Origin of the sequence: Nonomuraea sp. NPDC003804, assembly GCF_040610675.1 — a bacterium.
GTDB lineage: Bacteria > Actinomycetota > Actinomycetes > Streptosporangiales > Streptosporangiaceae > Nonomuraea.
Window position 1 is genome coordinate 45,437 of record NZ_JBEXMT010000025.1, and the last position, 12,878, is coordinate 58,314.

Here is a 12,878-nt window from a genome sequence, read left to right on the forward strand (position 1 = left end):
ATCATGGGAACCACCGAGAGGCGCCGGCTCTGCCGTGCGCCGAAACTGTCGAGCCTGGTCGGCGACACCCCCGTGCTGTGGGTGCCGGAACTCTGGGGCGACGGGAAGCGCGGCTTCTGGGCGAAGCTGGAGGGATGCAACCCCGGCGGCATCAAGGACCGCCCCGGGCTGTACATGATCGCGCAGGCCCGGTGCAGGGGAGCGCTCCGGCCGGGAGCCTCGATCATCGAGTCGACCAGCGGAACGCTCGGCCTGGGACTGGCCCTGGCCGGGATCGTCTACCGCCACCCGGTCGTCCTCGTGACCGATCCTGGCATGGAGCCCGCGATGCATCGGCTGCTGCGCGCCTACGGCGCCCGCGTCGACACGGTGCCGGCGCCGCACCCCACCGGCGGCTGGCAGCAGGCACGGCGCGAGCGCGTGCGCGCGCTCCTCGAGGAGAACCCGGGCAGCCACTGCCCCGACCAGTATCACAACCCCGACAACGTCAGCGCCTACGACGACCTGGCCAGGGAACTCGCCCACCAGCTCGGCCGGATCGACGTGCTCGTCTGCAGCGTCGGCACCGGCGGTCACAGCGCGGGCGTCCATCGGACGCTTCGGCGGCTCTGCCCCGGCGTTCGCCTGGTCGGAGTCGATACGATCGGCTCGACGATCTTCGGTCAGCCCGCCCGGCAGCGGCTGATGCGCGGCCTGGGCAGCAGCATCCATCCGCGCAACGTCGCCTACGACAGCTTCAGCGAGATCCACTGGGTGGCGCCCGACGAGGCGGTCTGGGCCTGCCGGCGCCTGGCGTCGGGGCACTACGCCAGCGGCGGCTGGAGCGTGGGCGCAGTGGCCCTGGTCTCCTCGTGGCTGGCCAGGACGCACCCCGACGGCACGCGGATCGCCGCGATCTTCCCCGACGGTCCGCACCGTTACGCCGACACGATCTACAACGACGCCTACTGTGACGACCACGGCCTGCTCTCCCGCAAGCCGGATCCCGAGCCGGACGAGGTCGGCCACCCGCTCGACGCCGAAGTGCGGCGCTGGACCCGGTGCACGACCGTCATCGACCCGGTGGCGCCATGAGGTCGTTCACCAAGCCGATCAGGCTGCTGCTGATCAACCAGCTCACCATCAACATCGGCTTCTACATGCTGATGCCCTACCTGGCCAACCATCTGGCCGGGGACCTCGGCCTGGCCGTCTGGCTCGTCGGACTGATCCTCGGCGTGCGCAACCTCAGCCAGCAGGGCATGTTCTTGCTCGGCGGCAGCCTGGCCGACCGGCTGGGCTACAAGCCGATGATCCTGGCCGGGCTGGTCCTGCGCACCGCCGGATTCGCGCTGCTGGGCCTGGCCGAGGCGGTACCCGTGCTGATCATCGCCTCCGCGCTCACCGGGCTGGCCGGCGCCCTGTTCAACCCGGCCGCGCGCGCCTACCTCGCCCACGAAGCGGGCGACAGCAAGGTGGCGGCGTTCGCCGCCTTCAACGTCTTCTACCAGGCCGGCATCCTGATCGGGCCGCTCATCGGGCTGCTTCTCCAGGGCGCGGGCTTCCGGCTGACGTGTCTGGTGGCGGCCGCGCTCTTCGCCCTCCTGGCCGTCGCGCAGGTCAGGGCCATGCCCGCGCGGGCCGGCCACCGTGACGGATCCATCCTGTACGGCTGGCGGCAGGTGCTCCGCAACCGCCCTCTGCTGTTGTTCTCCCTGGCCATGGCCGGCTCGTACGTCCTGAACTTCCAGGTCTATCTCGGGCTGCCGCTGGAGGTGCGGCGGCTCACGGGGGGCGAGGTCGGCGTCATGCTGCTGTTCGCCGTGTCCGGCGGGCTGGCCGTGGCGGGCCAGGTACGGCTGACCGCCTGGATCAGGGCCCGATGGACGGCACGGCAGGCCATCGTGCGGGGTCTGACGCTCATGGGGGCGGCGTTCCTGCCGCTGGCCGTTCCGATGACACCGCCACCGGCTCTCGTGCTGGCTCCCGTGCTGCTCACCACCGCCTTGCTGACCGTGGCCACGATGGTCGTCTATCCGTTCGAGATGGCGACGATCACGGAGCTGGGCGGCGACCGGCTGGTGGGGACCTCCTACGGGTTCTACAGCACGCTGTCCGGCATCGGCGTCGCGGTGGGCAACCTGCTCACCGGCGCGGCCCTCGACGCGAGCCGGTCGCTGGGTCTTCCCGCGCTGCCGTGGTGCGGCTTGGCCGTCGTGGGGTGGGCGTGCGCGGCGGCCGTGCACCTGCAGGGCCGATCCCCCGCCGGCCGCGATGACCGCGCCCCGGCGACCGGCCGCATCGCCCGAGCGTAGGACGGCCTCCGCCGGGACGGCCGCGGGCGCCATCGGCCGCGGCCGTCCCGGAGCCGGCCGGGGTGACGTCCCGCCCCCTACACGCTCTCTTCGGCCGGTTCCAGGCCGGCGAGAAGGTTGAAGGCGCCAGTGAGCAGGTTGAGGGTGACCAGGCCGACGATCTCCGCGATGATCCGGTCGCTCCAGCCGTGCGCCCGCAGCTCCGCCACGTCCTCGTCGGTCAGCGAGGACGGCTCGGCCAGCACGCGAACGGCCACGGCGATGAGTGCCGCCTCACGGGCGTCGACGGAGGTGCCCTGGCGGGCGAGCGCGATGTCCGCCTCGCTCAGGCCGGCCGCGCGACCGGCCTCGGCGTGCGCGTCGAGGCAGTAGGCGCAACCGATCCATTCCTGTACGGCCAGCGAGATCTTCTCGCTGAGCGGCCGCGGGAGCTTCGTCCGCTTCATGGCCTTGGAGAAGTCGAGGTATCCCTGCAGCAGCGCAGGTGAGTGGGCCATCGTGGACACCATCTGGCCCACGCCGCCCCTCCTGCCGATGATGTCGTTCAACAGCTCCCGGGACTTCTCGGGTGCCTCTGCCGGGTCCAGTGCCGTCAGGCGTCGCATGCGTCCTCCTCAACGTACGGTACCCCCCTACCGTATACCACGAGGAGGCCGGTCCGGACCTGACCGCGGCCCTGACGGGTGCGGCGCCCGCACGCGGGCGCGGGACCCGCTTCTCCGGCATGTACCCATGCGACCCGTCGGTGGTGGGGTCATGGCCGACGAATACGCCGGTCGCGCTGTGACAGGCGTGACAGGCGTGACAGGGCCGCGATCAGCGCTCTGGTGATCGGGCCCAGGACCAGCCGCATCCAGCAGGGCAAGCTCAGGCGCGCGCTTGACGCAGTTCCTCCCTTCGCCTGCCGGCTGCTCACGCACGGCACGCGTCTCGGCCCGAGCCTGATCCAGATCGCTCTGGAGACGTTGCGGCTGCGCGGCCCGCTCACACATCCGCCGTCAACTGCACGGCATCGGGGCTAGGCACCGCCGTAGAACGGGCCGTAGTAGCCGCCGATCCGCTCGCGGTAGTCCACGTCGTCGTGGCCTCTGTCGGGGTCGTACTCGGGAGCGTTCTTGATCTCCTCCTTGGTACGGTCGACGTAGATCTTCCGCTGTTCGGTGTCGATCCGGTCGATGGTGCCGGCGGGCAGCATGACCTTCTTGCCGAAGATCCACAGCCCGGTGTCGACGATGAGGTAGGCCGAGCCGACCTGCTCGCTGGCCTCGTCGACCTTGCCGATCGAGCCGTCGGTCGCCTCGACCTTGTAGCCGACCAGGCCGGCGTCCGCGCTGTAGTTGGACGAGGGCCGATAGTCCCAAATCCCGTACGTCATACGCGTCTCCATGCGTTTCAGTGGCAGATTGCGCCCCCGGACCGGCGCCACGGTGGGCCGGTCGCGGCACCTCTACCCGCACGCGATTGCGCAAATCTGCCGGTCACGGTGCCTGGGATGACCAAGAGCGACAAACCGGCGCGCACCGTCAGGAGAGCTGAGACACAGCTTCTAGACCTCCCGCGCGAGCAATTCCTTGAGCACATTGTCGATGAACTTCGTGTCCACCGGATTGAGGCCCCCTCCGGCGAAATGCCCCCACGAGCCGGGAATGATCCGCAGCTCCGCAAGGGGCATGTGGGCGACCTCCCACTCGTTGTCCTCGGGCGGGAAGTAGAGATCCTGCTGGGCCGGCATGACGATCGCCGGTGCGCGGATGGCGGCGAGTGCCGCCTCGACGCCGCTGAAACCCGGGGTCTTGCCGATGTCGGCGTTCTGCCACGTCCACAGCATGGCGAGGAGATTGTTCGCGTCGCGTTTGAGGAACAATCCCTCCCAGAAGCCGACGAGGAAGTCCTCCAGAGAGCCGTAGCGGAGCGGCTCGCGCTCGTAGCGCTTCTCCCGGTAGAACTGCTGGGAGAAGCCCCAGCCGGCGTAGACGCGGGCCATCGCCCGAAGTCCGACCCGCGGCTGCTCGCGGTACCAGCCGTTGTTCCACTCCGAGTCGGCGGTGAGCGCAGCCTTGACGCCCTCAAGGAAGACGATGTTGTGGATGCTGGTCTTCGCCGAGCCGCAGAAGGGAAGGATCCGACGGACCATTTCCGGGTAGCTGAGCGCCCACTGGTAGGTCTGCCCGGCCCCCATCGACCAGCCCGTGACGAGTTCCAGACGCTCGATGCCGAACCGCTCGGTGATGAGACGGTGCTGGGCTCGGACGTTGTCGTACATCGTCACGTCCGGGAACCGTGCCCCGTCATGTGGCGGCGGGGTGTTGCTCGGCGACGACGAGAGCCCGTTGCCGAACATGTTGGGGATGACGATGAAATATCGCGACGGATCGAGTGCCATGCCCTCGCCGATGAGCCACTCGTTGTCGTAGTGCTGGCCCGAGTACCACGTCGGATAGACGATCGCGTTGCTCTTGTCAGCGTTGAGCTCGCCGTAGGTCTTGTAAGCCAGCTTGGCGTCGCGCAGTGTGGCGCCGCTCTGCAGTTGGATGTCGCCCTGTTCGAATAGGTCGTAGTCCATCGAGGTCTCCTTGCCGATCGTCGATCTCGGCACCTCATTCCTCCGTCGAGTTTCACCCTAATCCCGACGTCAGGGCGACCAGATGAGGGGGATCGTGGACACCCGCCGACCGACCACCGACATCGCCGGTCCTGCGACCAGAAACGATCAAGGGCCGGACCACACCGCGAGCAGCCCGCAGTGGCCGGGAACGCCGGTAACGGCCGGGCAGCGGGCGCGACGTTCTGGTCGGACAACCGCGCGCACTCTCCTGGCCGGGCGAATTCGACCTGGGCAATGCTGCGCGCCAGTCCCTTCCCGCCGTCGTTCGATGGGTTCCCGACGTCGGCTAACCAGCGGTGTGCTGGGCGTGCACTCCCGCGCCGCCGTCCGTGGCTTGGAGCCGGTGGATTTCGGCGGCGGTGCTGCGTTCGGCCGTTCTCATGAATCGGACGATAGTGGCGAGCTCCGCGTCGTCGAAGTCGCCGAGGTCGTCTCGTGTGCGGGTGATCAGTCCCGAGTAGGCGGCACTGACCCGGTCGAGTCCTTCCCGGGTGGGCTCGATGAGCACTTTCCTGCGGTCGTGAGGGTCGGCCACCCGGCGGACGCAGCCTGCGGCGACGAGCCGGTCGATCATGCGTGAGGCCGATCCGGTGGTGAGGTTCACGTGCTTGGCCAGGATGCCCGGTGTCGTCGGGCCGTGACGGCCCAGTACGTGAAGGCATTGCACGTCGGTGTCGGTGACCCCCAGCCGCTCGGCGACCAGGCTGTTGAGCTGGACGACCAGGATCGCCCAGCTTGGCACCACGTCCTTCGTGACCTCGGCAAGCAGCGCTTCTCTGCCCGGTCCCGGCTCCGCCATCGTGGCACCCCTCCCCATTATTTCGCTGCGTCGCGCAGTGAAGTTCGTGATACTTTTGCTGCGTGACGCAGCTACTGTGTTGCGCAGACATGCTATCCCATTGCCTCCTGACAAGGGAGTTCAGCCCAGCATGACCACCCCCACCCGCCGCCACGGCGACCGAGCGGCACCCGCGCTCTTCCTGACCGGCCGCACGGCGACCGTCGTCCTGGCCGCGATCCTCACCGCGTCCTTCATGGAGCTCCTCGATGCCACGATCGTCAGCGTGGCGGCCCCGGCGATCGCCCAGGACCTCGGCGCCGGCCAGGCCGCACTGCAGTGGATGCTGGCCGGCTACACGCTCTCGGTCGGAGCGGGCGCCTGTCGGTCTCCGTGCTGTTCTTCGGAGCGCTCGGTTCCTTCTTCCTGCTGCTGTCCCTCTACCTCCAGCTCGGCGCCGGACGTACCGCCCTCGAAACCGGGCTGGTCATCCTGCCGTACGCCGTCGGTTCGATCACCACCTCCGGGATCGGCGTCCGGTTCGCTCACCGTGCCGGTCGAGCCCTCCTCGTCTACGGCGCGCTGCTCCTGGCCGCGTCCCAGGTCGTCCTGCTCCTCATCGTCGGCGATGGCGGCGAACCCTCTTCCTGGGAGTTGGCCATGCCCCTGTTCATGGGAGGTTCGGGGCTGGGTCTCACCGCCCCGTCCCTGATCAACGTCGTTCTCGCCGGCGTGCCCGCCCAGGACGCCGGAGCCGCGGGCGGTGTCCTCACCACCATCACGCAGATCGGCAACGCGCTCGGCGTCGCCGTCCTCGGCGTCGTGTTCTTCGCCCGGTTGGACGGCTCCCTGCGCGACGGAGCCTCCGGTCTCGTCGCGTACGGCGACGCCCTCACCACGATCCTGCCCTGGCAGATCGCCTGCTACGCCGCCGCGGCCGCGCTCATGTTCCTCCTCCCCAAGAACACCGACACGCTCCCCAAGCACACCCACACGTGACGCCTGCCGCACCCTCCGATCCAGACCGCCCCCAAGGAGACTCCATGACCGACGCGCCCCGTGCCACCGTCGACCCGTTCGCCGTCACCGTCCGCGGGATCGGCGAACCCCATCCCGCCCGCGCCGCCCTGCGCGCCGCCGGTCCCATCGTCCAGGCCGACGCCCCGGCCGGCGGCCCGGCATGGATCATCACCGACGATGCCCTCGCCCGGGAGGCCCTCGTCCACCCGCACATCGTGAAAGACACCGCCTACGCGCCGGCGCACTGGGACCCGCGAACCGCGGGTCTGGAGCCGACCGCAGCCGCGCAGCCGTCGCTGACCACCTTCGACGGCCCGGCGCACGCGCGGCTGCGCCGGGCGCACGCTCCCCTCTTCACCGCCCGGCGGATGCAGGACTATGCCGGACGGATCACGAGCTTCGCCCGCGAACAGCTCACCGCACTCGCCGCAACCGGTGAGACGGTCGACCTGATGGCCGACTTCACCACCCGGTTCCCCCTCACCGTGGTCTGCGACGTGCTCGGCGTACCCCTCGACCGGATCGACCAGGCCATCGCGGCCTGCCGGGGCATGCACAGCGCCGACCCCCGCGAGGTGAGCGCGGCCATGGCCGCCTTCGGGCAACTGGCCGCCGCGGCACTCGACGAGGGCCGGCACGGCCTGGCCGCCGAGCTGCGCGAACGGGTCCCCGAAGAGCTCACCGAGGCCCAGATGCACTACCTGATCTTCACGCTGATCTACGCCGGTCAGCTCACCACCGACCCGTCGCTGGGATTCCTTCTCGCTCACGTCTTCGACGGCGACGGCGTCCCAGCGGAGGAGGTCACGATCGAGGATTTCGTCCGGGAGACGCTGCGCCGCCACGCGCCGGCGCCCTTCAGCCTCTGGCGGTTCACCGCCGCCGACGTCGAGCTCGCCGGGGTACGGCTGCCCGCCCGCTCCCCGGTGCTCATCGACATCCAGGGCATCAACACCCATCCCGGCCGGTCGATCGGACCGGACCTGACCTTCGGCGCCGGCCCCCACTACTGCACCGGCGCCCAACTGGCCCAACTCGAGCTGAGCGCGATCGTCGCGGTCGTACGGGCCGACTTCCCCAGCGCACGCCTCGCGGTGCCGCTCGCCGAACTCCAGCAGACCGACCTCGGCGGCATCCAGGGAAGCCGGTTGACCGCTCTCCCGGTGAACCTACGGGGGTGATAACCCGTCGACAGTTGTAGCCGGCCAGCGGCCGTGGCCTGGTGGCGTCGGCGCCGCCACCGCCCACCGAACCCCGGCGATCTTGACCAGGGCCATCGGCGGCTGCCGGGTGAGCCCGTAGTCGCGGTCACGGGGTCAGGGTGCGGAGCGCGTCGTGGAGGTCGGCCGCGCTCTGGTAACCGATCGCGGGCTTCTCCTGCAGCGCTCTGTCGATGACGGCGGCCAGTGCTTTGGGTACGCCTGGGTCCCTGCGGCGGATCGCCACCGGCGGTGACTGCAGGACGATCTGCCACGGATCCCTTCCTGCGGGGAAATCCCTCGGGTACTGGCCGGTCAGGGCGTGGTAGAGACAGGCGGCGAGCGCCCAGACGTCGACGGCGGGCGAGGCGTTGCGGAAGTTGACGACCTGCTGGCGGGGCATGTACCAGGGCTTGCCCGCAGCCGTTCCCGTCCTGGTCAGCCCGCTCAGTCCGGCTTGGTCGAAGGCCTTGGCGAGGCCGAAGTCGCCCACTTTCGCCGTAAGTGCGCCGTCGGCCTCCTTACTCAGCAGGATGTTCTGTGGACTGAGATCGCGGTGGACGATGCCCTGCTCGTGCGCGTGTCTCACGCCTTCCAGCGCCTGCAGTGCCAGGCTGACGGCCTCCGTGGCGGGGAGTCGCCCGCCCCTGCGGTGCAGGAGCTGGTCGAGGCTGCCTCCCGCGCAGAATTCCGTGGTGAAGTAGAACGTGCCGTCTGCTGATCCGGCGTCGTACAGGGCGGCGACATTCGGGTGTCGCAGCGCCCTGGTGAGTTGCACTTCGCGCAGGAATCGGGCGTGCGCTTCGGCGCCGGCCGCCACCCTCGGCAGCATCACCTTCAGTGCCACTTCCTCGCCCGTGCTCTCGTGGCGGGCGAGGAACACCGCGCCCATCCCGCCTCGGCCGAGTTCGCGAAGGATCGTGTACCCGGCGACGGAGGCGAGGTCGCGGCGCCCGCCGCGCGCGAGGTTCAGCAGCATCGCGGCCACTTCCGCCGGTTTGGCCTGGCAGGCGGCGCAGACGTACGCACCGGAGCGGGCGCCGACCTCGCTGCCCACCTCCCTGTCGCAGACCTTGCACCTGGCCAGCTCCAGCGTGCGCTTCACCACGCCCTCGGCGGGCAGGATGCCGACCTTGAAGACCGTCTCGCCGATCCTGATCTCATCGCCGTCGGCCAGGTCGTACTCAGGGAACGACAGCGCTGCGCCTTCCTCGGGCGTCTGGTGCGCCTCGCGCTGGCCGATCTTCTTGCCGTTGACGTAGGTTCCGTTGAGGCTGCCGAAGTCGCGGATGCGCGCGTCGGGCGGGTTGAGGTCGAGCAGGCAGTGATGCCGGGAGACGGTGCTGTGGTCCTTGTCGTTCGGCAACTGCGGCGCGCAGTCGTCGGCGCGGCCGAGCACGCAGGTGGTCCGCTCGTCGAACACGTAGTCGGTCCGGGCGAGCGTGCCCTTGACCAGTTTCAACGTGACGGTGGCCGGCCGCGTCATCGCCGTTTCCATGTCCTGCTCCACATCATCCTGCTCCACATCGCGCCTGGGTGTTCGGCCGTGTCCGCCGGCTCGCGTGCGGCCAGTTCCCAGTCGAGCTCCCAGCGCTGGACGGTCCCGCCGCCCGCGGACAGGACGAAGCTGCCGTCGGGGGCGAACGCGAGCCCGCTTATCCGCCTGTGGTGTCCTTCCAGGGCGCGCAGCATCTGCCCGCTCTGGACATCCCAGACCCTGAGAACGGAGTCGCCGTCAGCCGAGAGCACGAAGCGCCCGTCGCTGCTGAGCCTGGCTTCCATGGCATAGCCCGGGTGCTCGAGAACTCGCACGCACGCCCCCGACACGACGTCCCACAACCGGATGCACCTGTCGCCGCTCGAGACCACGTAACGCCCGTCGGTGCTCATCGACACCGACCTCACCCGGTCCTCGTGCCCCTCCAGGACGCGCAACCGCCGTTGCCTTCGGAGATTCCACAGCGTGATCTTCGTGCTTCGACCGGTTGTCACGGCGACGCGTTCGTCAGGGCTGACCCAGATCGAGTCCGCCATGTCACATTTCTCGACGGCCCGCAGGAGGCGGCCTTCGGCCAGGTCCCAGAACTGCAGCCGGTCATTGACGGCGGCCACCGCTTTCCGGCCGCCGTCGTAGAACCGCGCCGAGTGCGCGCTGTGAGTGGCCGCGAACAGAACATGCAGGCACTTACCGGTCCCCGCGTCCCACAGCCGGAGCTTGCCATCGTGCCCTGCCGCCAGCACTCGTCGGCCGTCGGCGCTCAGGGCGAGGTCGTTCAACGCGCTCGCAGGGCCTTCAAGGACGCGCACGCAGGCTCCGCTGGCGGCGTCCCAGAGCCGGGCGGCCCCGTCGCCGCCGTCAGTGACCGCGATCTTGCCGTCGGCGGAGAGCGCGACGGAGTACCCGGCGAAGGTCGTCGTCGGCCAGACCCCCCGCAGGCCGATACGGACCGTGTGCCGGCCCAGCGCCCGCCAGGCGGTGAGCACCTGAGCCGCTCGCTCGTGACCAGGGATCGCCCTTGCCCGGGTGAGCAGGTCGAGCGCGCGCGAGTACCGGGAGGCAGCGATCTCCTGCTCCGCCTCGGAGACCAGGGCCTCGACCTCGGTGGCGAGCCGGCTCAGTTCCTCGTGCCGCCGCGGCTTGCTCAGCTGCGGTGTGGCGTTCCAATCGAGGGGCAGGCCCCACGTACGGGCCGCGTTGTCCTGGCCCGCGGAGACCGCGGAGCGGCCGTCCACGCTCAGCCGTACGGCACGCACAGCGGAGCGGTGCCCACGAAAGGTCCGCAGACAACGCCCGCCGGCGACATCCCAGAGGCGGACGGTCTTGTCCATCGAGCCGGAGAGCACGAAACGCGCGTCTGCGCTCAGTGACAGGGTCTCCACCTCGGAGGGTGCCTTCATGGTCCGCAGGCAGCGGCCGGTGCGGAGGTCCCACAAGCTGATCGTGGCGTCCTTGGCGCCGATGACCGCGAAACGGCCCTCCGGGTCAAGGCGACTGGCGCTGACCGTCGGAGTGTCGGCGGCGCGGATCGTCCGGTGGCGGCCTGAGCTGAGATCCCAGAGCCGGACTTCGCCTGTGGTTTTGCCGGTGGAGAGCAGGAAGCCCTCGTCGGCGGTCAGTTCGATCGAGCGCACGCCGCCGGCGAGCCCTGCGAGGGTCCGCCTGATCTTTCCGCCATGGACGTCCAAGACCTGGATCGGCCCGTCCGCGTTCGACACCAGCACCGTGCTCGCGTCGGCGTTCAGCGCGACAGGATTGGTCGCGTATCCGAACCGGGGCGGCGGTTCGAGTGGGAAAGCGCGCACGCAGCGGCCCGTGCCGAGATCCCACAGCCGCAGGGTTTCGTCTTTGCCCGTGGAGGCGGCGAAGCGCCCGTCAGAGGTGAGAGCGACCGAGCACAGCTCTCCGCTGTGCGCCCTGATCTCCCGTAGGCACTCCCCGCTGCGCAGGTCCCATAACTTCGCCATGCCGTCGCGGCCACCGGTCAGCAGCAGCCGACCGTCGGGGGTGAGGCTGGTGAGAATGTAAGGGCCCATCCTGTACGGCCCGTCAGGTTCGGTCAGCTCGTCATCCCGGTACAGCGCCCACGGGATCGCCCTGGCCTCGACGCAGCGCGCGTCGGTGAGCCGTCCTGACTGGACGGTCCGCATGGCCGCCTGGACCTCGGGCTCGTCACCGATCTCTTCGAGAAGCGCGCGGGCGGCGGTGAGGTCGCCGCGCTCGAGGTGTACCTGGGCGAGCAGGTGGCGGGCCTGCCAGGGGTCCCCGGCATCGGCGCGGATCGCTTCGAGCCCGGTGACGAGCTCTTCGTCGGTGATCTCGCCGTGGCGCCACTGGTGCAGGCCGGCGTTGTAGGTGGCCTCCAGGTGCTGCGGGTCCGCCGCCAGCGCCGCTGTGAACGTCTCCCGAGCCTCGGTCGTGCGGTCGAGGTCGAGCAGCGACACTCCCTTGTTGTTGAGCTCGCCGGCCCGCAGATCGGCCGCCACAGGCGTGGCACGTGGATAGAGGCCACCCGAGATCCGCTGGTAGATCCCGGCCAGGCTGGCGGCGACCTCGGCCATCGTGCCCGGCCGATCCGCGGGGTCGAAGCTCAGGCACCGCTCAAGCAGGTCGGCGAGTTCACCGGGCATGGCAGGAAGCCCGGCTGCGCCCGGTCCTTCGGTGCGGTAGGCCGCGAGCGCCTCCCCCGCGATCGGCCCCGCCATCCAGCTGATCCCGCCGGTGAACATCTCCAGCACCGACACCGCGAAGCTGTAGATGTCGGTACGCCTGCCCAGCGCCTCGCCAGAGGCCTGTTCAGGCGAGGCGTAGGCACGGGTCAGGCCACCGGAAGGGACCAGCACGCTGACGCCGGGCGCGCTGTCGCGTGTGGGCGTCGTCGTGGCGACGGCGCGAGCCCTGGCCAGCCCGAAGTCGGTGACCTTCGCGGTGCCCTCTTCATCGAGCAGGACGTTCGCGGGCTTGATGTCCTGGTGCACCAGGCCACGGCTGTGCGCATGCTCAAGGCCCCACGCGGTCTGGATCGCGAAATCCGTGATGCGGGTGAGCACCTCACGTTCCGTACCCTCGTACAGCCTGCGGTCGTCGATCCAGTCACGCAGGCTGCCGCCCGCGACGTACTCCGCGAACACGCGAGGAATGCCGCCGAGCGTGCGAACGTAGTGGCAGGCGCACACGTTCGGGTGCAGCCCGAGCGACACCCACACCTCGGCCTCGGTGACGAACCGCTCCTTGTCGGCTGCGTCGCGGAACAGCTCGGAGCGGGGGCATTTCACCGCGAGATCGGCGCCCCACAGCAGGTGCCGGACCCGATACACCAGCCCCATCCCGCCGTGCTCATGTACTCGGGTCACCTCGTACCGGCCGTCGATGACATCACCGACCCGCCAAGGCTCGCTCATGGACCCCGCCGCGTCACCCACCCGCATCACCCTAACCAATATCCGTACGGGGATATCGGCACTGATGGCGCAAAATTTCACGG

At 69.7% G+C, this 12,878-nt stretch carries 10 protein-coding genes; 4 read left to right on the forward strand and 6 right to left on the reverse strand.

Annotation, left to right across the window (positions count from 1 at the left end; genetic code table 11):
* Positions 1–3: 3 nt before the first annotated feature.
* Positions 4–1,074 (forward strand): PLP-dependent cysteine synthase family protein, encoded by a 1,071-nt coding sequence (locus ABZX22_RS30475; RefSeq protein WP_354915327.1) that lies wholly within the window; start codon positions 4–6, stop codon positions 1,072–1,074.
* Positions 1,071–2,294 (forward strand): MFS transporter, encoded by a 1,224-nt coding sequence (locus ABZX22_RS30480; protein ID WP_354915330.1) that lies wholly within the window; start codon positions 1,071–1,073, stop codon positions 2,292–2,294. Before ABZX22_RS30475 ends, ABZX22_RS30480 begins: the two co-directional genes overlap by 4 nt.
* Before the next feature lie 77 nt (positions 2,295–2,371).
* On the opposite strand, the gene ABZX22_RS30485 is transcribed toward ABZX22_RS30480, so the two are convergent.
* From ABZX22_RS30485 to ABZX22_RS30500, 4 genes are all read right to left on the reverse strand, one after another.
* Complete coding sequence (locus tag ABZX22_RS30485; RefSeq protein WP_354915333.1) at positions 2,372–2,899, reverse strand: carboxymuconolactone decarboxylase family protein; 528 nt, start codon at positions 2,897–2,899, stop codon at positions 2,372–2,374.
* A 413-nt stretch (positions 2,900–3,312) separates the two neighbouring features.
* Complete coding sequence (locus tag ABZX22_RS30490; RefSeq protein ID WP_354915336.1) at positions 3,313–3,669, reverse strand: PRC-barrel domain-containing protein; 357 nt, start codon at positions 3,667–3,669, stop codon at positions 3,313–3,315.
* Positions 3,670–3,840: 171 nt separating this feature from the next.
* A complete protein-coding gene (locus tag ABZX22_RS30495; RefSeq protein WP_354915339.1) occupies positions 3,841–4,857 on the reverse strand; it encodes an alpha/beta fold hydrolase in 1,017 nt (338 codons plus the stop codon).
* Positions 4,858–5,185: 328 nt separating this feature from the next.
* Positions 5,186–5,698: a MarR family transcriptional regulator gene (locus tag ABZX22_RS30500; protein ID WP_354915341.1), complete on the reverse strand. Its 513-nt coding sequence runs from the start codon at positions 5,696–5,698 to the stop codon at positions 5,186–5,188.
* A gap of 372 nt (positions 5,699–6,070) precedes the next feature.
* Here ABZX22_RS30500 and ABZX22_RS30505 point away from each other — a divergent pair, with 372 nt between their 5' ends.
* Together ABZX22_RS30505 and ABZX22_RS30510 are read left to right on the forward strand one after the other, a co-directional pair.
* Positions 6,071–6,676, forward strand: coding sequence for an MFS transporter (locus tag ABZX22_RS30505; protein ID WP_354915344.1), 606 nt, complete (start codon positions 6,071–6,073; stop codon positions 6,674–6,676).
* A gap of 44 nt (positions 6,677–6,720) precedes the next feature.
* On the forward strand, positions 6,721–7,878 hold the full coding sequence (locus tag ABZX22_RS30510; protein ID WP_354915347.1) for a cytochrome P450: 1,158 nt from the start codon (positions 6,721–6,723) through the stop codon (positions 7,876–7,878).
* A 127-nt stretch (positions 7,879–8,005) separates the two neighbouring features.
* Here ABZX22_RS30510 and ABZX22_RS30515 read toward each other — a convergent pair whose 3' ends face one another.
* Together ABZX22_RS30515 and ABZX22_RS30520 are read right to left on the reverse strand one after the other, a co-directional pair.
* Complete coding sequence (locus ABZX22_RS30515; RefSeq protein ID WP_354915350.1) at positions 8,006–9,394, reverse strand: protein kinase; 1,389 nt, start codon at positions 9,392–9,394, stop codon at positions 8,006–8,008.
* A complete protein-coding gene (locus ABZX22_RS30520; RefSeq protein ID WP_354915354.1) occupies positions 9,379–12,795 on the reverse strand; it encodes a protein kinase in 3,417 nt (1,138 codons plus the stop codon). The genes ABZX22_RS30515 and ABZX22_RS30520 overlap by 16 nt, the downstream gene beginning before the upstream one ends.
* Positions 12,796–12,878 lie beyond the last annotated feature (83 nt).

Excerpts from the sequence above, each read along its gene's own strand:
- ABZX22_RS30475 (WP_354915327.1), top strand. The coding sequence starts at position 4 with ATGGGAACCACCGAGAGGCGCCGGCTCTGCCGTGCGCCGAAACTGTCG.
- ABZX22_RS30480 (WP_354915330.1), top strand. The coding sequence starts at position 1,071 with ATGAGGTCGTTCACCAAGCCGATCAGGCTGCTGCTGATCAACCAGCTC.
- ABZX22_RS30485 (WP_354915333.1), bottom strand. The coding sequence starts at position 2,899 with ATGCGACGCCTGACGGCACTGGACCCGGCAGAGGCACCCGAGAAGTCC.
- ABZX22_RS30490 (WP_354915336.1), bottom strand. The coding sequence starts at position 3,669 with ATGACGTACGGGATTTGGGACTATCGGCCCTCGTCCAACTACAGCGCG.
- ABZX22_RS30495 (WP_354915339.1), bottom strand. The coding sequence starts at position 4,857 with ATGGACTACGACCTATTCGAACAGGGCGACATCCAACTGCAGAGCGGC.
- ABZX22_RS30500 (WP_354915341.1), bottom strand. The coding sequence starts at position 5,698 with ATGGCGGAGCCGGGACCGGGCAGAGAAGCGCTGCTTGCCGAGGTCACG.
- ABZX22_RS30510 (WP_354915347.1), top strand. The coding sequence starts at position 6,721 with ATGACCGACGCGCCCCGTGCCACCGTCGACCCGTTCGCCGTCACCGTC.
- ABZX22_RS30515 (WP_354915350.1), bottom strand. The coding sequence starts at position 9,394 with ATGGAAACGGCGATGACGCGGCCGGCCACCGTCACGTTGAAACTGGTC.
- ABZX22_RS30520 (WP_354915354.1), bottom strand. The coding sequence starts at position 12,795 with ATGAGCGAGCCTTGGCGGGTCGGTGATGTCATCGACGGCCGGTACGAG.